Source organism: Arthrobacter sp. (assembly GCF_031179385.1).
Lineage (GTDB): Bacteria > Actinomycetota > Actinomycetes > Actinomycetales > Micrococcaceae > Arthrobacter_D.
This window is the reverse complement of record NZ_JAPSHV010000008.1, coordinates 16,472-39,196: the sequence shown is the minus strand read 5'-3', so window position 1 is coordinate 39,196 and position 22,725 is coordinate 16,472. Positions and strand designations below refer to the sequence as shown.

The following is a 22,725-nucleotide window of genomic DNA, read 5'->3' as shown; positions in this document are numbered from 1 at the left end:
GAGAGCCCTTCTCTTCGACCGTTTATCGGCTACTTCTATGGTGCCATGCTGGGTTCAGGACCGCCCTGAAGGCGGGATACAAATTCCTCAGCCGTCCGCGAACCGGCGAACAGCGATTCGGTCAGTTCCGCTGTTCCGCGGAGGGGTTCCCTGGTCTGGATGCGCTGCAGCCTGCGCTGCGAAGGCAGTTCGAAGATGATGGAGTCCCAACTCGCACCGACGACCTCATTGGGGAAGGAGGAGATACACCGTCCACGGAAGTAGGCACGCGTATCCCGCGGAGGATCGGAGACGGCCGCGACGACGTCGTCGTTGCTCACCAACTTCTCCATCGCGCCTCTGGCGGCCAGCCTGTAATAGATGCCCTTGTCCGGTCGAAGGTCCGCGTACTGCAAGTCGATAAGGGCCAGTCGCGGATCATTCCACTGGAGGGAATCCCGGTCCCGGTACGCCTGCAGCACTTTGAGTTTCGCGATCCAGTCGACCTGGCGCGCAGCCTCCATCGGCTCCCTGCGGAGCGTGGCGATCAGGGACTCCCAACGGCTGAGAACGTCCATGGTTTGCTTATCCCCGCCGCCCTGCGCACGCACTGCACCTGCGCCCGCTTCGAGGTACATCTCCTGAATGTCCACGGCCGTCACCCTACGGCCGTCGGCCAGCGTGACAAGATGCCGCAACGAGGGATCGTGGCTGACTGCCTGGAGCTCGCGGACGGGATCGGCGATCTCCGGGACGGGCACGAGGTCATTCTCTATCAGACCGAGGATCAGCGAGGTGGTACCCAGCTTCAGATAGTTGGACACCTCGCTCAGGTTCGCATCCCCGATGATTACGTGCAGGCGGCGATACTTCTCGGCTACCGCGTGGGGCTCGTCCCGGGTGTTGATGATTGGCCGCCGCACTGTTGTCTCGAGGCCGACTTCATTCTCAAAGAAGTCAGCCCGTTGGCTCAGCTGGAAGCCGGGCTGCTGGTTTACAGCGCCGATACCGATCCGACCCGCGCCGCAGATCACTTGCCGCGTGACGAAAAACGGGATCAGGGCGGCCGCGATCCTGCCGAATGGAACGTGTCGCGGCACGAGGTAGTTCTCGTGTGACCCGTAGGAGACGCTCTTGCTGTCGGTGTTGTTTTTGTACAGGATCACCGGCGAGAAGCCGGGCGTTGCCGCAATACGTGCCATTGCCCGCTGGACAACTACGTCCCCTGCGCGGTCCCATCGCACGGCGTCCAGCGGGCTCGTCACTTCGGGGCTCGAGTATTCCGGGTGCGCATGGTCAACGTAGAGCCTTGCCCCGTTCCCAAGGACAAGGTTCATCAGCACCGCGGCGTCCTCGGACGGTTCGCCGGATCCCTGATCAACAAGCGCTATCTGCTCCGCCGTCAGGACCGGCGGCTCATCCGTGAGCTGTGACGGGTCCGCGGCCGCGCGTCCCATCTGCCAACCCCGGGCATCGGACAGTGGGGCCTCGTCCGTGTAGTCCCAGCGGGTCCCGGCGAGGTTGCCCAGTCCTTCCCGCAGGGTCGCCGCATAGGCATTGACCACCTGCGTCGACAGGACGGTCGCGTTTGCGTCGGAGATACCCGGGGCAATGATTCCGTATTCGGTTTCCGTGCCCATGACCCGGTGAACAGTCAGTGGCGGCACATCGGTTGTTGGTGCAGGTTCGGGACGCTTTCCTGTCACAGATACTGCCCTGTGTTGGCTGCTGTCTCAATGGTCTTCCCGGGCTCCTGGCCGGCCTTGCCCTGCACGATCGTGCGGATGTAGGTGATCCGTTCGCCCTTCTTGCCGGAAATCCGAGCCCAATCGTCCGGATTGGTGGTGTTGGGCATGTCCTCGTGCTCACGAAACTCGTCGACAACTGCCTGAAGGAGGTGTTCGATACGCAGGCCCTTCTGGCCGTTCAGCAGGAGGTCTTTGATTGCACTCTTCTTGGCACGGTCCACAACGTTCTGGATCACTGCGCCGGAATTGAAGTCCTTGAAGTAGAGCATCTCAGTATCGCCATTGGCATACGTGACCTCAAGGTACTCATTGGACTTCTCGGTCGAGTACATCTTCTCCACCGTCAGCCGGATCATCGCCTGGATAGTCGCTGGGACGCTTCCGCCGTATTCAGCGAGGTCGTCCCGGTGGAGTGGCAGATCATCGGTGATGTATTTGGCGAAAATCTCCGCTGCGCCTTCCGCGTCGGGGCGGTGGATCTTGATTTTCACGTCAAGGCGCCCCGGCCGGAGAATGGCTGGATCGATCATGTCCTCACGGTTGGACGCACCGATCACGATGACGTTCTCGAGCTTTTCGACGCCGTCGATTTCACTGAGCAGCTGGGGCACGATGGTGGTCTCGACATCGGAGGAGACTCCGGTGCCGCGCGTCCGGAAAAGCGAGTCCATCTCGTCAAAGAAGACGACGACGGGCGATCCATCCGAGGCCTTTTCCCGGGCACGCGCAAAGATCAGCCGGATGTGCCGTTCCGTCTCACCGACATACTTGTCGAGCAGCTCTGGACCCTTGATGTTGAGGAAGTAACTCCGGGTTTCCTCTGAACCCGTGCGTTCAATGGCCCTGGCCGCCAGCGAGTTCGCTACAGCTTTGGCAATCAGGGTCTTACCGCACCCGGGTGGACCATAGAGAAGGATCCCCTTCGGCGCCTTCAGCCCGTGCTCGCGGTAGAGGTCGGGATGAAGGAACGGTAGCTCGACAGCATCGCGGATCTGCTCGATTTGCGGTCCGAGCCCTCCAATGTCCTCATAAGCGATGTCCGGCACTTCCTCGAGGACGAGGTTTTCGACTTCACTGCGCGCAATCTTCTCCAACGCGTAGCCGGTCCTGTTATCAACGGACAACGCGTCGCCGACGCGGATTTTCTGTTGCTGAAGCGGACCGCTCAGACGGACCACGCGCTCTTCATCGGCGCGGCCGATCACGAGGACCCTGTCCTTGCCGAGCAGCTCCTTGATCGTCACCAGTTCGCCGGCGCGTTCGAAGGCAAGTGCTGCGACGATCGTCAGGGATTCGTTGAGCAGCACCTCCTGCCCCGGCATGACCTGCTCCACGTTGACCAGTGGACTGATGGCGACCCTGAGTTTTCGTCCGGACTGGAAGATGTCTGCGCTGTCCTGCAGAGCCGCTTGTGCTCCGTTGCCGCCGACAGTCGAGCTGCGGGGGTTCACCTCGATGACCGTTGCGAAACTGAACGGCGCGGCGCCTTCCTTCTCGAGCGCTGTCTTCAGGCGAACGATCTCAGTGCGTGCGGTTTCGAGGGCCGAGACGAGCTTCGAGTTGTTCTGTGTGGCGGCTGCCAACTGCCGGTCGATGTGCCTGAGCTTGTCGCGCAGGACATTGATCTGGCGCTGGGCCATAGCAAGCTGCCCATCAGTGGGCGTGCGGGGCGATTCCGGGGCTGACTTGGGTGTTCCGGAGTCGTTGTGTGATGTATCCAACGCGATCGCCACCTTCACCGTTGTCTGTTGCGTTCCCTTTTGACCATAGCGCAGTGCAGAACGGATTAGGTCGAAAGTGATAACTTCGTCACTTTCGGCCGAGCCGGATTACTCGCCCTGGTCGGCCGACTCGGACTCGCGTCGAGCCTGGGCTTCCTCGGGTGGAAGTGACCCACGCTGGATAGTTGAACTGGCGTCGCGCGCCACGCGTCGAAGCCGCTTGTCCGACACTGCACGCTCACCCACGGCCTGGGGGGTCCACGCGTTCAGGTCTTCCTCGCTGAACCCTGTCTTCGATGGTCGACGCTTGGTGCTGATACCGGTCACGCCGTGCGCGAGGCGCCGGGTCGTGAGCAGGAACCCGGTGTGCGCCACCATCCGATGGTCAGGGCGGACCGCGAGGCCTTCAAGGTGCCAGCCGCGCACCATCGATTCCCACGCGTCCGGCTCGGTGAACCGTCCGTCGGCGCGAATCGCCTCGGCGGTACGCGACAGCTGTGTCACCGTAGCGACGTAGCTGATCCACACACCGCCGGGTGCCAGCACTGTGGCAACGGCGTCGAGGCATTCCCATGGCGCCAACATGTCGAGGACAACGCGGTCAACGGTTCCCGGCTTTTCGGCCTCAATGACCTGCTCCTGGAAGTCTCCGAGCGTGATCTGCCAGGCGGGGTGCGGGCCGCCGAAGATCGTCTCGACGTTCCCTTTCGCGATGTCCGCGAACTCTTCCCGACGCTCGAACGAGTGAAGGTAGCCGTTGTCACCGACGGCGCGCAGCAATGAGATGGAGAGCGCTCCGGAACCGACCCCAGCCTCGACGACGCGCGCACCTGGGAAGATGTCAGCCATCGTCACGATCTGGCCGGCGTCTTTGGGGTACACGACGGCCGCGCCGCGCGGCATCGACAGCACGAAGTCGGAGAGCAGCGGGCGAAGCGCCTGGTACTGCGCGCCGTTGGTGTTGGTAACGATGGTGCCTTCCGATGCTCCGATCAGCTGATCGTGGCTGAGGAACCCTTTGTGCGTGTGAAAGGCTCCGCCCGGGGTCAGGGTGATGGTATTCATCCGACCCTTTTCGTCCGTCAGCTGCACCCGTTCGCCGGGACGGAGCGGACCGCGGCGAGCTGCCGCTCCATGGGGCTGCTGCTCAGTCTCGATGTCGGTCGCCGTGCCGAACTGGCTGGTGTTCATGAGGTCCTCCGGTGGTTCTGCTGAGGCAGCCCGGAGGCGCCCGCGTGCTTGGGGTGTCAGTTAAAACCTGGGTGGGAGCGGCCGGTGATTGCCGCGATGACAACGGACTGGTGCAGCAACCCGGTCACTGTGCCCTGTCTGTCCGTGACGGCGTATTCACTGCCGGCGAGCCGGGCGAGATACTGCACCAGCTCCTGCCCTTCGGCGAATTCCGGGACATATGCTCCGGGGGCGAGGGCCCGGGCAACAGCGTTGGCAGGAGTGGTCTCTGCCTGGGAGTCGGGAACGGCCGTCAGCGCATCGCGATCAACTACCGCTTCCGGCAGCCCGTTCGGGCTGGTGAGAACGACGTCGACTCCCGGCCTGTCGGCGAGGAGACGCTTTACCTGTTGCACGGAGGTCCCGGCGAGTACGCCGACGGCAGGCTGCTTGAGCCTTCCCGCGCTGACTTCCGGTAGTCGCAGCCGCATCTTGGCATTGGCTATCGCGGAGCTGGCTCCCAGCCACAGAAAACCTCCCATGACGACGGCTACGATCACCGTGACGGGACTGGGCTGGCTACCAGTCAGAAGCGGAACCAGCACGACGACGGCGATCAGTCCGACGGCGATCAACCGCCCCGTCCAGCCGGCAGCCACGGTGCCCTTTTCCTGGCTTCCGGTAGCGCGCCAGACGGCTGATTCCACGATCCGCCCGCCGTCGAGCGGCAGTCCCGGCAGCACATTGAACGCTGCGACGAGGAAATTTGCCCAGACGAGGATATTGGCGAGCAGATTGGTCACGCCCGTTGGCTGCAGAAGGAGAATCGCTCCCCAGCCGGCCAGAGCGAGGACGAAGTTAGCGGCCGGTCCCGCAAGCGCCACAACGAGAGATCTGCCCGGGCTGGCAGCGAAGTTCTCGAACTGGGTGTGTCCACCCCAGAGGTTCAGGACGATCCGGGTTGTCGGCCATCCGAAGCGGCGGGCAGAAAGTGCGTGGGCGAGCTCATGGATCAGCACCGATACCGCCAGGAGCACCGCGTAGGCAAGAGCAACGCCATAGGCACCGATTCCCAGGCCGGGGTATAGATCTGCTACCTGAGGGCCGAAGACAATCACCACGAAAGCGGCAATGATGAACCAGGACCAGGCCAGCACCACAGGGATACCGACAATCCTTCCCAGCGGTATGCCGTCCTGCCGTGTTGCCTCAGCGCGTCGTGACCGGTTCACGTGATCCGCCTGTCGCCGGAGGCGCTCTCAGTCTGGGAGGGCAGAAGGCTTTCGAGATCCTCGACCTGGCGCCCTTCGAGGGATGGCCAAAGATGGTCGGCGGAGTCGGGGGGCAACGCAACGAAATGCGGCACACCGAGAGTCACCACTCCGGAGGCCTTGGCGGCGGTGACGCCGGGAAGGGAATCCTCAATCGCGACGACGGCCCCTTTACGCAACGGGCCTACGCGTGCAGTAAGTTCATCGAACGCCGTCTGGTAGGCCTCCGGATCGGGCTTCCCCCTGGTGACGCGGTCTCCGGTGACCAGCAGCTCGAAGGTGTCTCCCGGGAGATGCCGGGCCACTTCCACGGCCAGTTGCTGCTCCGACATAGTGACCAGGGCGCATGGGATGTCCCTTCCGCGAAGGGCCAGAAGGAGTTCGCGCGCACCGGGCCTCCACGGCACCGATTCGCGCACCTTAGCCGTCACCTGTTCGGTGAGCGTATCGATGATCTCCCGCACGCTGAGCTTCACACCGGCCGCCTGCAGCACCCCGGCGGAGAAAGTTAGAGCTTGCCCTACCAGACCCTCGGCCTGTTCAGCTGACCAGGAGCCACCGTGAGCCGCTACCAGCTGGTGCTCCGCTTCTATCCAGTACGGCTCGGTGTCGACAATGGTGCCGTCCATGTCCCAGAGGACCGCTTGAAGCTCGACCGTTCCGGACGCTTCATGCCCGGGCGGCGCGGTGATGTTCGAGGGCACAGCCGTATCGCTGGAAGGGGTGACCATGTCCCAAGTCTACGTGGCTGCGTTGCGCTGAACCGCGGTGCGCTCTGCGCGAAGCGCCGGTGGCGTGCCTGACAGGGCAGCAGCAGGAGGTCTAGGGTGAAACGGTGAGTACGTTCGAAGACAACCAGAGCCAAGGCGTTCCCGCGGGCCTTCCGGGGCTCTTCCCTGAGAGCAACGGGAAGCGCCGGGTCACCGTGATGCTGGCCGCTTTCGAAGGCTGGAACGACGCCGGCGAAGCCGCCAGCGATTCCCTGAAGTTTGTGGGCAAGCAGTGGGGCGGCGAGAAGATCTCCACCATTGACGCCGACGAGTTCTACGACTTCCAGTTCACCAGGCCCGTCATCAAACGCAACAGCTCCGGGCAGCGGCGCATCAAGTGGCCAACCACCCGCATCAGCCGCGCTTCGGTGCCGGAGAGCAACCTCGATGTGATCCTTGTGCACGGAGTGGAGCCGTCCTACAAGTGGCGCGCCTACACGGCCGAACTCATCGGAATGGCGAAGGAGCTCGAGGTCGACTGCCTCGTCCTGGTGGGTGCCCTTCTCGCGGACGTGCCCCATACCCGCCCCATACCGGTCACGGTTTCTTCAGACGATGACCTCATTCGCGAGTCGCTCAACGTCGAGTCCTCAACCTACGAGGGGCCCATTGGAATAGTAGGGGTGCTCGCTGAAGTCGGTCAGCTCGCGGATATACCGACGCTGTCCATGTGGGCTGCTGTTCCCCACTATGTTGGACAGTCACCGTCGCCTAAAGCGCAGCTTGCCCTGCTGAACCGTCTGGAAGAGCTGCTTCACGTAGGTCTGGACACCCACGCGCTCGCCGAGGAAGCGGAGGCCTGGGAGCGGGGCGTTGACGAGCTGTCGACTGAGGACCCGGAGGTTGCAGCGTATGTCCGGCAGCTTGAGGAAGCCAAAGATACCGCCGACTTGCCCGAGGCAAGCGGCGAATCCATCGCACGGGAGTTCGAGCGTTACCTGAAAAAGCGGCGGAAGGACTAGTCCTTCAACCGGATGCCCAAGAGTGCGTCCAGCGCGTCCGCCGCAAGCTCCGCGCCTTCGTCTGTACCCGTGAGATGTGCGCCCGCCGCGCACCAGCTGTCCACTGCCTCCAAGGCGGCCGGAGCATCAAGGTCATGAGCCAGTGCCGCGCGCATCGACGCAAGGAGTTCGTGCACCGACTCCACGGTGGCGGTGGCAAGCGCCGCTCGCCACATATCAAGACGGGAGCGTGCAGCGTCGAGGGCTCCCGTGGTCCACGACCAGTCGGAGCGGTAGTGATTCGCGAGGATGGCAAGACGAATGGCCACTGGATCCGTGCCGGCCTCCCGTAGAGCTGACACCAGCACAAGATTCCCCTTGGACTTGCTCATTTTTTCGCCGTCGAGCCCAACCATGCCCGCATGCGCGTAGTGGCGGGCGAGAGGGAGACCCGAGATGGCCTGGGCATGTCCGGCGCTCATCTCGTGGTGCGGGAACATCAGATCCGATCCCCCGCCCTGAACCGCGAAGGGCGCATCGAGGTGCTGAAGTGCAATCACGGAGCACTCAATATGCCACCCCGGCCTGCCCGGGCCCAGGGAGGCTCCGTCCCAGGAGGGCTCCCCTGGTCGCGCCACGCGCCACAGGAGCGGATCCAGGGGGTTGTGCTTGCCGGCTCGGGCAGGGTCTCCGCCCCGCTCGGCGAAGGTGGTGATCATTTCCTGCCCACTCAGGTGCGAGATGAAACCCGGATTCCACGTGGTTCCGTTGCCGGTATCCGTTCCCTGGCTGGCTCGTTCGACAGAGAAGTAGACATCCCCATCGGGTTCCCTCTCCGATCCAGGGACGCAGTAGGCAAGGTTGCGCTGGAGCAGGTCCTCGATGACCGGAACGATGGCCGGCACCGACTCCACCGCGCCCACGTAATGGTCAGGCGCCAGTACGTTCAGTGCCTCCATATCGGTGCGGAAGAGGTCCGTTTGGGAACGGGCGAGATCCATCCAATCGACTTTTGTGGCGGTCGCCCGCTCCAGCAGCGGGTCATCGACGTCGGTGACATTCTGCACGTAGTCGACGTCATGACCGGCGTCCCGCCAGAGCCGGTTCAACAGGTCAAAGGCCACGTAGGTTGCCGCGTGGCCCATGTGGGTTGCGTCGTACGGGGTTATCCCGCATACATACAGTCCTTGGCGGGCTTCCTGCGGGAGTTCGGCGAGTGTCCCCAACGCACTATCCCAAAGGCGGATGGGTGGGGGGCCGCCGGGCAGGTCCGGAACAGTGCGGGAATTCCAGGAGATCACGGTTCTACCTTAGAGGGTCGGTGTTGGAGGACAGATGGCGCGGCGCCCGTTATGCGGAGATGACACCGAAACCAAGGAGCAAGAAAATAACCAGGCCCAGCGCTATGCGGTACCAGACGAAGATTCCGTAGCTGCGTGTGGAAACGAACTTCAGGAACCATCCGATGATTACGTAGCCCACGCCGAAGGCTATAAGTGTTGCGAGCAGCGTCTCCCCGGGTCCGTAGGGTCCCGGCGTGCCTGCGCTCTTGTAGAGCTGGTAGAAGCCACTGCCGAAGACTGCGGGGATGGCCAGAAGGAAGGAATACCGTGCGGCGGCCTCGCGGGTGTAGCCCATCAGGAGTCCCGCGGTGATGGTTCCGCCCGAGCGGGAGACGCCGGGAATGAGCGCCAGCGCCTGGGCGAAGCCGTACAGGATGCCGTGCTTATAGGTGAGACGGTCGAGGGTGAGTCTTTGGCGTCCAACAGCGTCTGCGACGGCCAGAATGACGCCGAAGACCACCAGCATGGTGGCGACAAGCCACATGCTGCGGAACGTGCTTTCAATCTGGTCCTGGAAGAGCAGACCCAGGATGACGATGGGAATACTGCCGAGAATGACCAGCCAACCCATCCGTGCATCCGGATCGTTTCGTGGGACCTTCCGGGTGAGCGAACCGAACCATGCCCGGATGATCCGGAGGATGTCGCGCCAGAAGTAGACGATGACGGCGGTTTCAGTTCCAAGTTGGGTGATGGCGGTGAAGGCCGCTCCGGGGTCCTGCGCCCTGGGCAGCAATTCCCCGACGATCCGCAGGTGTGCACTTGATGAGATTGGCAGGAATTCGGTAAGGCCCTGAACGAGGCCCAGGACGGCCGCTTCGATCCAATTCACAGATAAGACCCTACGTCACCGTTCGGAGCACAGGCTTTAGGCTTGGCGTATGCAGTGGCGAAATGTGGGCGGTAGCGGACAGCTGGTATCTGTGCTCGGTCTAGGGACGATGACCTGGGGAATGGACGTTGATGAAGAGGCAGCGCGGGAGCAACTTCGCCTGTTTGTAGAGGCCGGTGGAACGCTTGTGAGCACTGCTGCTCGATTCTCCGACGGGCAGGCGGAAGCGCTCCTCGGTTCCCTGTTGGGAGACGTCGTCGCCCGCTCTGAGGTTGTACTTGCAGTACTGGGCGGCATTCCGAGGCACTGGTCCGAGGGCCGCGTGGACGCCTCGCGTAAGGGACTGCTGGATTCTCTGGACGCTTCGCTTTCACGGCTGGGCACCGACAGCGTCGACTTTTGGATGGCGCCGGCGTCGGAATCGCCCGTCCCCGTCGAGGAGACCCTGGCCGCACTGGAATACGCTTATCGTTCAGGGCGCGCCCGCTATGTGGGTGTGACCAATTACACAGGGTGGGAACTTGCCCGGCTGTGTTCCACGGCAGGATTCCCGGTGTCTGTCCACGAAACGGAGTATTCCCTGTTGAGCCGACGGGTGGAGGACGAGGTGCTGCCTGCATCGGAAGCTTTCGGTGTCGGAACCATCGCCTGGGCACCGCTTGGCCGTGGGGCGCTCACGGGGAAGTATCGCTCCCAACTGCCGTCTGATTCTCGTGCTGCCAGCGACGACTGGGCCGGCTATCTCGAACCATATCTGGCCGGCAAGGCCGCGCGGATCACGGATGCGGTGTCTACTGCTGCGCGCGGACTGGAACTCTCAGCTGCGGAGGTCGCCCTGCGCTGGCTGCTCCAGCGACCGACCGTGGCTTCGGCTGTCCTCGGCGCACGCACGGGGGCGCAACTCAAGGAGCTTCTTGCGTGTTCCCAGGCTCCCCTGCCCGCGCAGATAGCTGAGGTTCTCGATGAGGTTTCGGCTCCCCGATAGCCGCCGGATCGGTCGGCTTACGAACCGGTGACCGACTCCACTTCTTCCTCTTCGTCTTCGTCGTCCTCGTAAATGACGAGCGGAGTCACTTCTCCATACGCCTCATACAACGATTCTTCGTATGCCTCAAAGGAATCCGCGATCGAAAGATAAGCAGATTCCACCGCCGGATCATCGTCTCCCCTGCGCGATGCTGCAGCGGCGAGGTGCTCTTCAAGTGCGGAAACCAGCGATTGCAATGCGACACGCGGATCGATGCTCATGGTCTAGACGTTATCGGTAAAGTGAAGCAAATTGGAGGGAAATGCGCGAACAATTTCTGAACTCAACCGTCATCCGGAAACGGGACTACGGCCGTCAGTATGAGTACCTTGTGGTCACCGTCAGCGCTGGTGAGCCCCTGTCCGCTGCCCGCCAGCTCCTGACCGAACATGCCGAATACGGCAAGTGGGAACTCGAACGCAGCTGCATCTACATTGGCGGGCATCGAAGGTTCTGGCTTCGGCGCAAGGTCCTGCGGGTGGAGCGCACGGCCTAGATCTGCTGCTCAGGTCCAAGCCAGGCGTTCGCCACCGTGCGACGAGCGGATTCCACGGTGGAGGGATGGAAGGTACCTGCGGTCACGTCGCGCGAAAGGCGGCTGATCTCGCTTTCCGTGAAGTAGCCCCTGCCGCCGGAGAGCGACACAGCTGCATCCACCAGTTCGCGGGCGGCGCCCGTCGCGTGGGTCTTGAGGGACACCAGCTTTGCGAACCATTGGTCCTCATGGTCGACGCCGTCATCCAGGTCGGCAGCGAGCAGCCGAAGGTGCGCGTCAAGAGCTTCCCACTTCATGGCCGCTTCAGCTACGGTCATCCGTATGGCGGGCCGGGACGCAACCGGAACGCCGTCCATACCGGGCGTCCGCGCAAGCGGCGCCTGCACAGCGAGTTCGAGGGCGCGGTCCGCGATGCCCGCGTAAACGGCGCTGATGAGGGTCTCGAATGCGGCGAAGACGGCGAAGACGAAGGGGTCGCGATTGGGGCCGACCGGGAGATGCCGGAAGATGCGCTCGGACGGTATGACGACGCCGTTGAGGCGAGTCGTGTGCGATTGCGTCGCCCGCATCCCTACCGTGTTCCAATCCGCGAGGATTTCCACACCTGTTGACCCCCGGGTGATGAATCCGTGAACGAGTTGCGGTTCCCCGCCACCCTCGCTTTTGCCGAAGACGCCGAGCCTGGTCCATACCGGGGAAAGACTGGTGAAGATTTTGGTACCGGTGAACTTGTAGGCACCGCCCACTTCCCGCTCCGCAATGGTTATCGAGTCGAACAGCACAGCATCGTTACCCGGTTCCGATAGTCCGAAGGCGAAGACCTCCCCCTCGGCAGCCTCTTTCAGGATGAAGCCCAGGGACGGGTCCCCCAGCTTCTCGTGAAGCCTTGCCACGGCGGTCCAGACGAGGTGCATGTTGACGGCGAGGGCGGTTGCGGGCGCGGCAGCAGCCAATCGTCGCTGGCAGGCAACCGCTTCCGCCATGCCAAGAGCCGCGCCGCCGTCGTCCTCCGCGCAGAAGAGCCGTAGATAACCGCGTGAGGCGAGATCATCGAAATCCTCGTGGCAGAACACATTGCGTGCGTCGTAATCAGGCGCGCGTGTTCGGAACCGGTTCAGGAGGTCGTCCGGGAGGATTTCTTCTGCGGGGGAACCCATCAGCTGTTGGTGAGCAACCGGTTGAGGACCCTCGCGCCGAAACGGAGGGATTCGGTGGGAACCCGCTCATCCACGCCGTGAAACATTCCGGTGAAGTCGAGATCATCCGGCAGCCGCAGCGGAGCGAATCCGTACCCGGTGATGCCCAACCGGCTGAGCGACTTGTTGTCTGTGCCACCGGACAGGGTGTACGGAAGGACCTTGGCTTCAGGGTCCTCGGCAAGCAAGGCATCGACCATGCGGTCGACCAGATTACCGGCAAACGGTACCTCGAGGGAAACGTCCTTGTGCGCATAGGAGACTTCCACGGACTCTCCAGCGAGGGACTTGATGGTCGCCAGGACTTCCTCTTCCTGCCCTGGAAGGGTACGGACGTCGATGAGCGCCTCCGCGCTGCCTGGGATGACATTGTGCTTGTATCCCCCCTTCAGCATGGTTGGGTTCGACGTGTTCTGAAGGGTTGCGCCGACAAAGCGCGCGACGGTGCCCAGTTCCTTGAGTAGTGTCTCCGGGTTGTCAGGGTCGAATTCGACGCCGGTCAATTCCGTCACGCCATCCAGGAACTGGCGCGTGGTAGGTGTCAGTTCAACCGGCCACTGATGCTCTCCGATACGGGCCACTGCCCGGGCGAGCTGTGTCACCGCGTTGTCGGTGTTGATTTGCGATCCATGCCCGGCCCGGCCGTGAGCCACGAGGCGGAGCCAGGAGATCCCCTTCTCCGCCGTCTGCAGCAGGTATGTGCGCTGCCCGCCGATCGTCGCCGAGAATCCACCCACCTCCGAGATCGCCTCGGTTGCGCCCTCGAAAAGCTCCGGTTTGTTGTCGACCAACCAGGAGGCGCCGTAGTTTCCGCCGGCTTCCTCATCGGCGAAAAAGGCAAAGATGAGGTCACGCTTCGGATGGACACCCTCCCGCTGCATCGACCGGAGGACAGACAGGATCATCGCATCCATGTCTTTCATGTCGACGGCCCCGCGTCCCCAGATCAGACCGTCCCGTTCCTCCGCGCCGAACGGGTCTACGCTCCAATCCTCCTTCTGCGCCGGCACGACATCGAGGTGGCCATGAACCACCAGCGCAGGGAGGCTTGAGTCGCTTCCGCTGACACGGGTGACAACCGACGCCCGGCCCGGGGCCGACTCGAAGAGCTGGGCCTCAAGACCCACTTCCTCAATCAGCCCCGCCGTATATTCAGCGGCCTTCCGCTCTCCCGGCCCCTCGTTGTCTCCGAAGTTGGAGGTGTCGATCTGTATGAGCTCCCGGCAGATCCGGACTACTTCATCTTCGGGGGCGACTCCCATGACAGACCTCCATCGTTCGGTGGGTGAATGACTCCAGCCTACCGATGAGTACCGGGGCCGGGACCCGAATCGTGTGATTTGCAGCACGTTCCGCTGTGAATTGCGTCTTGTTGCCTCAGGCTACGGCTAGTCTGTTGGGCGTCGGCGCCGCTCTGGCGCACAAATTACCTTCCCTGGGGAGAACATGAAGACCATCAAGATTGCGGCTACCGCCGTCGTCGCCCTCGCTGTGCTCACCGCCTGCGGCGAGTCCTCCGAATCTGCCGCCACACCAGCAGAGGCAGCGCCCACCCCTGCAAGCTCAAGCGCTCCTGCAGCGAACATCGTGCAGCCTGCCACCAATGAGCTCATGGGCGAGTCAACCGCCGATGGGGCCAAGGCATTTCTGCATCATGTATTCGAACTGAAGTCCTACGCCCTGCAGACAGGCGACATCGAAGCACTGCTCGCGTCCCTCGACGGCGCTGACGCGGCGGTTGCCGATGCTGAATCGATCAAGGCCATCTACGACGACGGCGGTTGGATCCTTGGCGGGCAGCCCAAGGTGAAGCAGATCCTCATCACTACCCCCGCCGACGAGGTCGCTGAGGGCGTGGAAGTTGAGGCTGTGATCCCCGTCAATCCGAGTGCCTACACTGAGTTCGACGAGTCGGGCGAGGCGCAGGAGACACGTCCGTTCGACGCGGCCGGCTCGATCTACTCGGCCACCGTGGTCTACACGGAGGGCGAATGGAAAGCGACGTACCTCGAGGAGACTCCGGACGCCGAACTGCCTGCTGCGGAGTAGTCCTGCTCCTCGACACGAAAAAGCACCCACCCCCTGCCGACCGCAGGGGGTGGGTGCTTTTTCGTTGGACCGATTCGCAAGGTTGGTGGCTTCACACACTCATCGATCAGGAAGCGCGTGCCTCGTCCTCATGTTCCTCCCACAACGTGACCGTCCTATGGCCAGGGTTCAGGTACGTGTGATTTTGTGCGATGACAGACTCAGCCTTGCTCGTTGTGACCGTCCACGTGCTCGGACAGGTCTTGCACTTGATTGTTCCCATATCCGCCCCAATTAGTCCCGCTCTGCTACAGGACTTTCAGGATCCTCTGCTGAAGCTTCAGGCGTCAAGCAATCTTCTACAGACGTGAGAATTGCTTGAGGGCTTCTTGAGAGTACCTTTCAGTAACCCGAAGAAATGTCCCACACCCGGCTGTGAGGGGAGCCGGACGGGTCCGATGCAGGAGGCGCGTACGTCGAACCCGCCCGGCGAGAACTCTCGCCAGGTCATGGCGGCTGCTCCCGGCTCAATGATGCTTTGGAAGGCTTGGTGATTCCTTGGGACGGGTTGGCGAAGGAGTCAGGAGCGAAACAAGCCGCTGTAGGCGTTGAGAGCGAGTTGGCCGCCGAGGTGGGCATACAGGACGTTGCTGCCGGCCGGGATATCTCTGCTCTTGACCAAATCAATCAGGCCTGCCAGCGACTTCCCCTCGTAGACGGGGTCAGTGATCATCGCTTCCAGCGAGGCGCCCAACCTGATGGCTTCCAGCGTTGACTCGACCGGTATTCCGTACAGATCGCCGGCCCATCCTTCCATTACAGTGATCTCGTCATCCCGGAGTTCGCGGCCCAGTCCTATCAGCTCTGCCGTGTTCCGTGCTATTCGTTCGACCTGCTCGCGCGTTTTCCGCAGGGTGGCAGACGCATCAATCCCGATGACGCGACGCGGCCTCTGCTGTCCCGCGAACCCCGCGATCATTCCCGCGTGAGTAGAGCCGGTAACTGTGCACACAACGATGGTGTCGAAGAACACGCCAAGCTCACGTTCCTGCTGTTCTACTTCATACGCCCAATTCGCGAAGCCCAGCCCGCCGAGTTTATGGTCCGAGCCGCCTGCCGGAATCGCGTAAGGAGTGCCCCCGGCGGCCCTCACCTCTTCGATGGCACTTTTCCAGCTGTCCCTGATTCCGATGTCGAAACCGGCGCTGTCCAACCGCACGTCGGCGCCCATTATCCGGGAGAGCAGGATGTTTCCCACCCGGTCCGAGAGCGGATCGGGCCATTCCACCCAGTTTTCCTGGACCAGACGTGCCTTCATGCCCAGCTTCGCTGCGACTGCAGCGACCTGGCGTGTGTGGTTGGACTGGTACCCGCCGATAGATACCAGGGTGTCTGCACCCTGAGCGATCGCATCGGGGATGAAGTACTCAAGCTTGCGGGTCTTATTCCCCCCGAACGCCAACCCGCTGTTCACGTCTTCCCGTTTTGCCCAGATCTGCGCTCCGCCCAGGTGCGCCGTCAGGCGAGGCAAATGATGTACCGGACTAGGGCCGAAGGTGAGGGGGTAGCGGTCAAAATCCGAGATAGCCATGGATAGGTCCCTTCGCTAGGAGACGGGAGCACAAGCGAAACGAAGACTGAGCGCCCGTCGATCAGAAACTCGCCTACGGCAGGTGATTCACACCCAGCCCGGCGGACGGTCCCATCACCGTACCAATGGTTCGCTCGGGGGTACCCGGGTTTTCCATCACGCCTTTGGCAAAAGTCGGCTCCAATAGATACAGCGCCGACCCAAACTGAAGCGGCGTCCAGCGGTCGAGGCGGGAGACACGTGGTCGAGAACGCACTTCGCGTGGTTGAGGGCACAAAAAAACCCCGGTTTCCCGGGGTTTTTGTTGTGCGCGGAGGGGGACTTGAACCCCCACCCTCAATAAGAGGACTAGCACCTCAAGCTAGCGCGTCTGCCATTCCGCCACCCGCGCAGGTGATGTTTTCGAGGAGTGAATCGCTCGAAGCAGCGAGAAAAACTCTAACACGATCAGGCCCGAAGTCTTTAATCGAGACCTCTCGACCGGAGTCTGTCCGCAATTGATCCGATACCAACGAGAGTCTCCTCGAAGGACGTCGACAGGGGTGAGAACCCGAGACGCAGGCCATGAGGATTACGGAAGTCGGGAATGATTCCGTCGCGCCAGAGCTCCGAGATCATCCCGCTGAAGGCAGGATGGTCAATCGTGATGTGGCTGCCGCGCTCCTCCGGAGCGCGGGGTGAGGCAATCTGCACCCCGTCGGCCCCCATGAGGTCCTCGACGATGGTGACGGCGAAGGAAGTCAGCTTCAAGGACTTCGCACGGACAGCCTCTATGCCGACTTCCTCCAGAAGGTCCAGCATGTCCTGCAGCGCCTGCATACCCAGGATCGGCGGTGTACCCGAGACCATGCGGCGAATCCCGTCTGCGGGCTGGTAGCCCGTCCCCATCCCAAAGGGATCCGCACTTCCCAACCACCCGGGGATTGGCTGGCTGAGATCCGCCAGATGTCGCGCTGCGACGTATGCCCAAGCAGGCGCTCCTGGCCCACCGTTCAGGTACTTATAGCTGCATCCGACCGCAAAATCGGCTTCGCACTCGTCCAACCGCACCGGAACCGACCCCACCGAGTGGCTTAGGTCCCAGACGATGAGCGCTCCGGCGTCGTGTGTCAGGCGGGTTATGGCTTCCATGTCCGCTATGTGCGCGGATCGGTACGCCACATGACTCAGCACGACGACGGCGGTGTCTGGGCCGAGCGCCTTGCTCACCCCCTCCAGCGTCGGACCGGCATCAGGCGCTACCTCCACCCAGCGAACCGTTAGCCCGCGGTCGGCGGCGATGGCCTCAACGATGAATCGGTCGGTCGGGAAGTTGTCCCGCTCAATCACAATTTCGGTACGGTCGGGGCGGGCGGCACAGGCCGCGCGAATGACCTTGTAGAGGAGAACGCTGGTCGAATCGGCCACCACGCACTGACCCGGAGCGGCACCGAGTGCAATCCGGCCGATCCTGTCCCCCACCCTCTGCGGAAGTTGCAGCCAATCCTCGTCCCAGGCACGGATGAGCCGCCCGCCCCACTGATCGCGTACGAATTCCGTGAGGCGGGCGCTGGTCGCCTTGAGCGGCCGTCCCAGCGAGTTGCCGTCAAGGTACGCCGCGACAGCGTCGTCGTCGTGACCTTCAAACAGGGAGCGGCGTGACGCGAGCGGGTCTTCGGCGTCGAGACTGCGGGCGAGCGCCAGCCGGGAGTCGGGAGTCATGAGATCAGTGTAAGTGCGGGCGGTGTAGGGCAGATCACACCATCGAAAGGCCGGTTTCCCCGCGGCGGGGAAGCCGGCCCTTCGATGGTGGCAAGTGCGTGTTAGCGGTTCGACGCCGTGGAGTACGCGGTCTGGATTGAGCTGCCGAAGTACGGGCCATACATCACGTTCTTCTGGATGTTGTAGCCGAAGCTGTTCACGGAGTTCTGGGTGCCGCCCGAGCCGGATCCGATGAACCACGGGCCGCCGGACGATCCGCCGGTCATGTCACACGGGATGCCCTGTGACTGGGTGCCGCCGATCCGATCCCTCGATGCGGTCCCGTAACAGCTCTTCAGGGTCTCACCGTTGAACGGTGAGGCTGCCGGGTAACCATAGGCGGTGTAGGTGAGGCCCCGGGCGAGATTGAACCCGATTTTCGACGCTCCTACCGCGGCGGTCAGGGTCCGGCCGTTCAACGGAGCTACGACGGCGAAGGCGCCGTCGTAGCTGATGTCGTTCCGGGACACCCACTCGGTGGTGGAGTGCAGCGAAGTGGCCGACCACATGCCGTAGGGTGCGGAGCCGTTGTTGTAGGCCGGGACGAACACAAACTTGCTGGCCCAGCCTGCGTTGATGTCGTAGGTGCAGTGTCCAGCGGTGGCGACAGTACTCTGGTTGGTGCTCTGCACGGAGTTCGCTGAGCAGACGTAGTTCTGGCCGCCGAGCGTGAAGAACACCTTCCCGATATGTGAGACCGGAGCCGGGCTGCCTGCCCTCGTGCTTGGTGCTGCCTTCTGCTGGGGCGCGGCCTGCGCCTCAGTGCCGGCCTTGGGCATGATCGAGCGGCCCTGCTCGCCCCAGCCCTGGGAGTTGATGGTGTTGCCCGGCTTCGCGCTCTTCATCCGTTCCGGCGTCCAGTACGCCTCGAGTGCTTCCTGCGAGTCGACCTGGGTGTGCGAGATGGATGCTGCCGGCGCCTTCATTGGCACCTGCGGAGCGGCCTGGGCGGCCCCGCCGGACAGAAGTGCCGAAGCCATCAGCGTCGATGCTGCGAAAACGGCTGCCTTCAAACCTCGTGAGTTCACGAAATTCCTCGTTTCGATCAGTGGTGAGCAGTCAGCGGTAGCTGACATCTGGAGTCTCCACTGTTCGGAACCGCCTTCACAGGTCCGGGAGCCAACTGACCTGAAAGTGGTGGTGATTCAACCGCTCCCTCTGGACGTGGAAGAGCCGGTGTGCAACTATTCCGCGCCGGCTTGCCGGTGCAATCGTTCCAGCCGCCCTGAGAAGTGAGTACGACGGCGTTTCGGATCCCACGCGGTCACCTCGGCACCCAGCCAGTCCGAAGTGGACGATCTCTCCACCTGTGCCGAGAGCAGCACCCTGGACGGCAACGTGACGGGCGCCCGGAAGTCGATCGTCCACTGGAACGGCGATGACTCGTCCGGTCCGATCTCGGCGACCATGCGCGACGCAAGATACATCCCGTGCGCGATAGGTCGCTTCATCCCGAGCATCCGCGAGGACGCAACGCTGAGGTGAATCGGGTTGTAATCTCCCGACACAGCCGCATAACTGCGCCCAATGCCGCCGTCCAATGTCCAAACACGTGTCGGATAATCGGGGACATCCTCCGCTGTGCGATCGGTCACGGCAGGGTCACTGCTGTCTGTTCCTGGCGCAGCGGCTTGAACGCCTTTCGCCAGATAGGTGGACCGTCCGCTCCACACAAGTTGGGAGGCAGCTTCCACATCGACCACGACGTCAGCCATCGTCCCGCTGCGGTGGGGCAACAGCTTCTCCACCCGTGCCGTCACGCTGAGACGTTCATCGATGGCAATCGGATGAAGATGGCGGACCTCGTTGCGAAGATGGATCATGCCGAGTAACGGAAGAGGAAAGTCGCGGCGGGCCAGCACGCTGACCGCGACTGGGAAAGCGAGCGTGTGAACGTATCCCGATGGCAGGAATTGAGATTGGAACCGGCCCATTAGCCCTTGAAAGGCGGCTACCTTCTCCGGCGTCGCAGTGACGTTCTCCACCCGGTGACGGACATCGGGAAGTGCGGTTGACGGCTTCCGTAACCGCAGGGCGGTCTGCGCAGGACGTATCAGCGCCTTCGCGTAGAGGGCGGGGAGGGGCGGCGGTTCCTGAAGCAAGCGATCCATCACGCACCGACCAGGTTTTGACCGCAAACGCGCAATACCTGGCCGCTGATTCCCGAGGCACCCGGAGACGCGAGGAAGGACACGGCTTCGGCTACGTCCAGAGGGAGCCCACCCTGCTGGAGGCTGCTCAGACGACGCGCCACTTCACGCGTGGCGAAGGGGATCTTCGCGGTCATGTCGGTTTCGATGAACCCCGGTGCGACGGCGTTGATAGTGCGCCCGGATCCGGCCAGTGAGTTGGCCGTGGACCTGACCATCCCCATCACGCCGGCCTTCGACGCGGCATAGTTTGTCTGGCCGCGGTTGCCTGCAATCCCGCTGGTGGACGCGAGGCAGACGATGCTGCCGTCGGCGCTGAACCCGTCAGCGGCGAGGAGCTTCTCGTTGATGCGCAGTTGCGATTCAAGATTCACCGCCATGACGGAGTTCCACCGTGCCGGGTCCATATTCGCCAGCAGGCGATCGCGGGTGATCCCTGCGTTGTGCACCATGATGTCCAGCCTGCCGTAACGGGTGGCGGCGTGATTGAGGATCCGCTCTGCAGCATCGGGTGCCGTGACATCGACCTGCAGGGCCGTGCCTCCCACCTCGTTCGCAACCAGGGCAAGGTGTTCGCCCGCGGCCGGCACGTCCACGGCGATGATCTGGGCTCCGTCGCGGCGAAGAACTTTGGCGATCTCAGCGCCGATTCCCCGCGCGGCGCCCGTGACGACGGCGGTTCTCCCAGCGAGCGGAGCATCGGAGCGTTGATGGTGCGCAGCGCCGTCGGACGTTTCCACGGTGACGAACTGTCCGTCGACGTAGGCACTTTTGCCGGAAAGGAGGAACTCGAGTGTCGCACCGACGCTGGGCGCTTCCACGTCCACGTCAGCGTCGAGCAGGACCCCGTTAGCGGTGGCACCGGCGCGCAGCTCCTTCGCAAGACTGCGCAATGCACCCTCGACGGCGTTACGTGCGGAGGCAACCCGAGGTTCGGTGCTGCCTGCTGCGGGCCGGGAGATCGTCACGATGCGCCCGCCGGGCAGGAGTTGGCGAACGACGGAGCCGACTTCCAGGAAGAGACCTGCCAACTGGGCGGGATCCGCGACATCGTCGAGCACTACGACCACCGCCCCCAGTTTCTCCTTGGGGCGTAGGTGCCGACGGACATCCAGATCCCAGCCGAGCAGTGTGGTGGCTACGGTCTGGGTGCCCGGCGACCTACCGAGTACGAGAACCGGACCGGGAACCAGCGGCGCACCGGGAGCGTGACGCCGGAGCGGCACGGGTCGTGGCAGGCCTGCCGTTTTCGCAAACTGGCTGAATGGCTTGGCATTGACGAGCTTGAGGTACGTGTCCGTCATGATCAGCGCGCCTCGAGGATCGCGACGACGCCCTGACCGCCGGCGGCACAGACAGAGATAAGACCGCGGCCCGACCCCTTTTCAGCCAGCGTCTTGGCCAGGGAAGCAACGATACGGGCGCCGGTCGCGGCGAAGGGATGTCCGGCAGCGAGGGATGATCCGTTGACGTTGAGCTTGGTACGGTCGACGCTCCCGAGGGCGCCGGGCAACCCCAGCTGTGTACGGCAAAAGTCTTCATCTTCCCAGGCCGCAAGACTGGTGAGGACGGTGCTGGCGAATGCCTCGTGGATTTCGAAAAAGTCGAAGTCGGCCAGGCTCATGTTGTTCCGCTGGAGCAAGCGTGGCAGGGCGTAGACCGGCGCCATCAGCAGGCCTTCCTTCCCGTCTACGAAGTCAACAGCTGCCGCCTCCGCATCAACGACATTGGCGAGCATCGGCAGATTGTTCTGGCGGGCGTAATCCTCGGAACCCAGTAGAACGACCGCCGCGCCGTCGGTCAGCGGGGTTGAGTTGCCGGCGGTCATGGTCGCATCTGCGGAGAGAGTGCGCCCGAACACCGGCTTGAGGGAGCCAAGCTTCTCGAGAGACGTATCAGCGCGGAGGTTGGCGTCCCTGGACACCCCGCGGAACGGCGTGACGAGGTCATCGAAAAATCCACGGTCATAGGCCGCCGCCATGTTCCTGTGGCTGGCCAGCGACAGCTCATCCTGAGCCTCCCGGCTGATGTTCCAGCGGGCTGTGGTGATTGCCTGGTGCTCGCCCATCGAGAGTCCGGTACGGGGTTCCGATGTTGTCGGAGCATTCGGCAACAGGTCCGCGGGGCGAAGTCCGCGCAACGCTGCAAGCTTCTGGATAGTGCTCTTAGCCCTCGAGAGGTCGAGCAATACGCGCCGCAGCCCCTCGCTCACCGCCACCGGTGCGTCCGATGCCGAGTCAACGCCCCCGGCGATGCCCGATTCGAGCTGCCCGAGCTTGATCTTATTGGAAAGGCCGACCACGGTTTCGAGACCGGTGGCGCAGGCCTGCTGCACATCGTATGCGGGCGTATTCGCGGCGAGCGCTGATCCCAGGACCGCTTCGCGCGTGAGGTTGAAGTCACGGGAGTGCTTCAGGACGGCACCCGCCGCCACCTCGCCGATGCGCTCGCCCTGTAGCCCGAAGCGCGCCACGAGGCCGTCCAACGCCGCCGTCAGCATCTCTTGATTGGAGGCATAGGCGTACTGTCCGCCAGACCGAGCGAACGGGATGCGGTTCCCTCCGATCACGACGGCGGCCCGCGGCTGCGCTGGGACACTGCGGTCGCTCTCGGGCGTGGAGTCCTGTTGGGTGGGAAGGGAGTTCATGCTGCTCCTTGGCTGGCGCTTTTGCGTGGAAAAGAGGTCCTGCCCGACTGACTCTCATGCGGCAGACCCGGTAAG

At 63.1% G+C, this 22,725-nt stretch carries 20 protein-coding genes and 1 tRNA gene; 4 read left to right on the top strand and 17 right to left on the bottom strand.

The features are described 5' to 3' along the window. Positions 1-35: 35 nt before the first annotated feature. The 5 genes from dop to RIF85_RS02925 all read right to left on the bottom strand — a co-directional run bounded on the left by dop (position 36) and on the right by RIF85_RS02925 (position 6,620). On the bottom strand, positions 36-1,619 hold the full coding sequence (dop, locus tag RIF85_RS02945) for a depupylase/deamidase Dop (protein WP_309070432.1): 1,584 nt from the start codon (positions 1,617-1,619) through the stop codon (positions 36-38). Between the two features lie 62 nt (positions 1,620-1,681). Next, a complete protein-coding gene (gene arc, locus RIF85_RS02940; protein ID WP_309070418.1) occupies positions 1,682-3,448 on the bottom strand; it encodes a proteasome ATPase in 1,767 nt (588 codons plus the stop codon). A gap of 108 nt (positions 3,449-3,556) precedes the next feature. Next, positions 3,557-4,639, bottom strand: a complete 1,083-nt coding sequence (locus tag RIF85_RS02935; protein WP_309070417.1) for a tRNA (adenine-N1)-methyltransferase — start codon at positions 4,637-4,639, stop codon at positions 3,557-3,559. 56 nt (positions 4,640-4,695) lie between these two features. Beyond that, the gene (locus RIF85_RS02930) at positions 4,696-5,850 is read right to left on the bottom strand and encodes a site-2 protease family protein (RefSeq protein ID WP_309070416.1); all 1,155 of its coding nucleotides are present in this window, start codon (positions 5,848-5,850) and stop codon (positions 4,696-4,698) included. Further along, complete coding sequence (locus RIF85_RS02925; RefSeq protein ID WP_309070415.1) at positions 5,847-6,620, bottom strand: HAD family phosphatase; 774 nt, start codon at positions 6,618-6,620, stop codon at positions 5,847-5,849. The genes RIF85_RS02930 and RIF85_RS02925 overlap by 4 nt, the downstream gene beginning before the upstream one ends. A 104-nt stretch (positions 6,621-6,724) precedes the next feature. Between RIF85_RS02925 and RIF85_RS02920 the strand changes: the two genes are divergently transcribed. Further along, positions 6,725-7,621, top strand: coding sequence for a PAC2 family protein (locus tag RIF85_RS02920; protein WP_309070414.1), 897 nt, complete (start codon positions 6,725-6,727; stop codon positions 7,619-7,621). On the opposite strand, the gene mshC is transcribed toward RIF85_RS02920, so the two are convergent. Beyond that, positions 7,618-8,901 carry a cysteine--1-D-myo-inosityl 2-amino-2-deoxy-alpha-D-glucopyranoside ligase gene (mshC, locus tag RIF85_RS02915; RefSeq protein WP_309070413.1) on the bottom strand — a complete coding sequence of 428 codons (1,284 nt, stop codon included), beginning with the start codon at positions 8,899-8,901 and terminating at the stop codon, positions 7,618-7,620. The two genes, RIF85_RS02920 and mshC, sit on opposite strands and share 4 nt — an antisense overlap. A 49-nt stretch (positions 8,902-8,950) precedes the next feature. Next, positions 8,951-9,775: an undecaprenyl-diphosphate phosphatase gene (locus RIF85_RS02910; protein ID WP_309070412.1), complete on the bottom strand. Its 825-nt coding sequence runs from the start codon at positions 9,773-9,775 to the stop codon at positions 8,951-8,953. Between the two features lie 49 nt (positions 9,776-9,824). Between RIF85_RS02910 and RIF85_RS02905 the strand changes: the two genes are divergently transcribed. Beyond that, positions 9,825-10,760, top strand: a complete 936-nt coding sequence (locus RIF85_RS02905) for an aldo/keto reductase (protein WP_309070411.1) — start codon at positions 9,825-9,827, stop codon at positions 10,758-10,760. Positions 10,761-10,777: 17 nt separating this feature from the next. On the opposite strand, the gene RIF85_RS02900 is transcribed toward RIF85_RS02905, so the two are convergent. After that, positions 10,778-11,023, bottom strand: a complete 246-nt coding sequence (locus RIF85_RS02900; RefSeq protein WP_309070410.1) for a hypothetical protein — start codon at positions 11,021-11,023, stop codon at positions 10,778-10,780. A 41-nt stretch (positions 11,024-11,064) separates the two neighbouring features. On the opposite strand from RIF85_RS02900, the gene RIF85_RS02895 reads away from it, so the two are divergent. Then, positions 11,065-11,298, top strand: a complete 234-nt coding sequence (locus RIF85_RS02895; protein WP_309070409.1) for a DUF5703 family protein — start codon at positions 11,065-11,067, stop codon at positions 11,296-11,298. On the opposite strand, the gene RIF85_RS02890 is transcribed toward RIF85_RS02895, so the two are convergent. Then, positions 11,295-12,455, bottom strand: a complete 1,161-nt coding sequence (locus RIF85_RS02890; protein WP_309070408.1) for an acyl-CoA dehydrogenase family protein — start codon at positions 12,453-12,455, stop codon at positions 11,295-11,297. The genes RIF85_RS02895 and RIF85_RS02890 overlap by 4 nt on opposite strands. Beyond that, positions 12,455-13,756: a M20/M25/M40 family metallo-hydrolase gene (locus RIF85_RS02885; RefSeq protein ID WP_309070407.1), complete on the bottom strand. Its 1,302-nt coding sequence runs from the start codon at positions 13,754-13,756 to the stop codon at positions 12,455-12,457. Before RIF85_RS02885 ends, RIF85_RS02890 begins: the two co-directional genes overlap by 1 nt. 184 nt (positions 13,757-13,940) lie before the next feature. On the opposite strand from RIF85_RS02885, the gene RIF85_RS02880 reads away from it, so the two are divergent. Next, positions 13,941-14,543 carry a DUF6318 family protein gene (locus RIF85_RS02880; protein WP_309070406.1) on the top strand — a complete coding sequence of 201 codons (603 nt, stop codon included), beginning with the start codon at positions 13,941-13,943 and terminating at the stop codon, positions 14,541-14,543. A 559-nt stretch (positions 14,544-15,102) separates the two neighbouring features. Here RIF85_RS02880 and RIF85_RS02875 read toward each other — a convergent pair. The 7 genes from RIF85_RS02875 to RIF85_RS02845 all read right to left on the bottom strand — a co-directional run bounded on the left by RIF85_RS02875 (position 15,103) and on the right by RIF85_RS02845 (position 22,650). Further along, a complete protein-coding gene (locus RIF85_RS02875; RefSeq protein WP_309070405.1) occupies positions 15,103-16,113 on the bottom strand; it encodes a 1-aminocyclopropane-1-carboxylate deaminase in 1,011 nt (336 codons plus the stop codon). A gap of 307 nt (positions 16,114-16,420) precedes the next feature. Beyond that, positions 16,421-16,504 (bottom strand) — tRNA-Leu (locus tag RIF85_RS02870). A gap of 71 nt (positions 16,505-16,575) precedes the next feature. Continuing rightward, positions 16,576-17,814 carry an aminotransferase class V-fold PLP-dependent enzyme gene (locus tag RIF85_RS02865; RefSeq protein ID WP_309070404.1) on the bottom strand — a complete coding sequence of 413 codons (1,239 nt, stop codon included), beginning with the start codon at positions 17,812-17,814 and terminating at the stop codon, positions 16,576-16,578. A 101-nt stretch (positions 17,815-17,915) separates the two neighbouring features. Beyond that, complete coding sequence (locus RIF85_RS02860) at positions 17,916-18,881, bottom strand: hypothetical protein (RefSeq protein ID WP_309070403.1); 966 nt, start codon at positions 18,879-18,881, stop codon at positions 17,916-17,918. 156 nt (positions 18,882-19,037) lie between these two features. Beyond that, positions 19,038-19,964 (bottom strand): MaoC family dehydratase, encoded by a 927-nt coding sequence (locus RIF85_RS02855; protein ID WP_309070402.1) that lies wholly within the window; start codon positions 19,962-19,964, stop codon positions 19,038-19,040. Beyond that, positions 19,964-21,307, bottom strand: coding sequence for a 3-oxoacyl-ACP reductase (locus RIF85_RS02850; protein ID WP_309070401.1), 1,344 nt, complete (start codon positions 21,305-21,307; stop codon positions 19,964-19,966). The genes RIF85_RS02855 and RIF85_RS02850 overlap by 1 nt, the downstream gene beginning before the upstream one ends. 2 nt (positions 21,308-21,309) lie before the next feature. Continuing rightward, positions 21,310-22,650, bottom strand: a complete 1,341-nt coding sequence (locus RIF85_RS02845; RefSeq protein WP_309070400.1) for an acetyl-CoA C-acetyltransferase — start codon at positions 22,648-22,650, stop codon at positions 21,310-21,312. Positions 22,651-22,725: the final 75 nt, after the last annotated feature.

Excerpts from the sequence above, each read along its gene's own strand:
- RIF85_RS02925 (WP_309070415.1), bottom strand. The coding sequence starts at position 6,620 with ATGGTCACCCCTTCCAGCGATACGGCTGTGCCCTCGAACATCACCGCG.
- dop (WP_309070432.1), bottom strand. The coding sequence starts at position 1,619 with ATGGGCACGGAAACCGAATACGGAATCATTGCCCCGGGTATCTCCGAC.
- RIF85_RS02845 (WP_309070400.1), bottom strand. The coding sequence starts at position 22,650 with ATGAACTCCCTTCCCACCCAACAGGACTCCACGCCCGAGAGCGACCGC.
- RIF85_RS02850 (WP_309070401.1), bottom strand. The coding sequence starts at position 21,307 with ATGACGGACACGTACCTCAAGCTCGTCAATGCCAAGCCATTCAGCCAG.
- RIF85_RS02895 (WP_309070409.1), top strand. The coding sequence starts at position 11,065 with ATGCGCGAACAATTTCTGAACTCAACCGTCATCCGGAAACGGGACTAC.
- RIF85_RS02880 (WP_309070406.1), top strand. The coding sequence starts at position 13,941 with ATGAAGACCATCAAGATTGCGGCTACCGCCGTCGTCGCCCTCGCTGTG.
- RIF85_RS02865 (WP_309070404.1), bottom strand. The coding sequence starts at position 17,814 with ATGACTCCCGACTCCCGGCTGGCGCTCGCCCGCAGTCTCGACGCCGAA.
- RIF85_RS02935 (WP_309070417.1), bottom strand. The coding sequence starts at position 4,639 with ATGAACACCAGCCAGTTCGGCACGGCGACCGACATCGAGACTGAGCAG.
- RIF85_RS02905 (WP_309070411.1), top strand. The coding sequence starts at position 9,825 with ATGCAGTGGCGAAATGTGGGCGGTAGCGGACAGCTGGTATCTGTGCTC.
- RIF85_RS02855 (WP_309070402.1), bottom strand. The coding sequence starts at position 19,964 with ATGGATCGCTTGCTTCAGGAACCGCCGCCCCTCCCCGCCCTCTACGCG.
- RIF85_RS02875 (WP_309070405.1), bottom strand. The coding sequence starts at position 16,113 with ATGGCTATCTCGGATTTTGACCGCTACCCCCTCACCTTCGGCCCTAGT.
- RIF85_RS02885 (WP_309070407.1), bottom strand. The coding sequence starts at position 13,756 with ATGGGAGTCGCCCCCGAAGATGAAGTAGTCCGGATCTGCCGGGAGCTC.
- RIF85_RS02900 (WP_309070410.1), bottom strand. The coding sequence starts at position 11,023 with ATGAGCATCGATCCGCGTGTCGCATTGCAATCGCTGGTTTCCGCACTT.
- RIF85_RS02890 (WP_309070408.1), bottom strand. The coding sequence starts at position 12,455 with ATGGGTTCCCCCGCAGAAGAAATCCTCCCGGACGACCTCCTGAACCGG.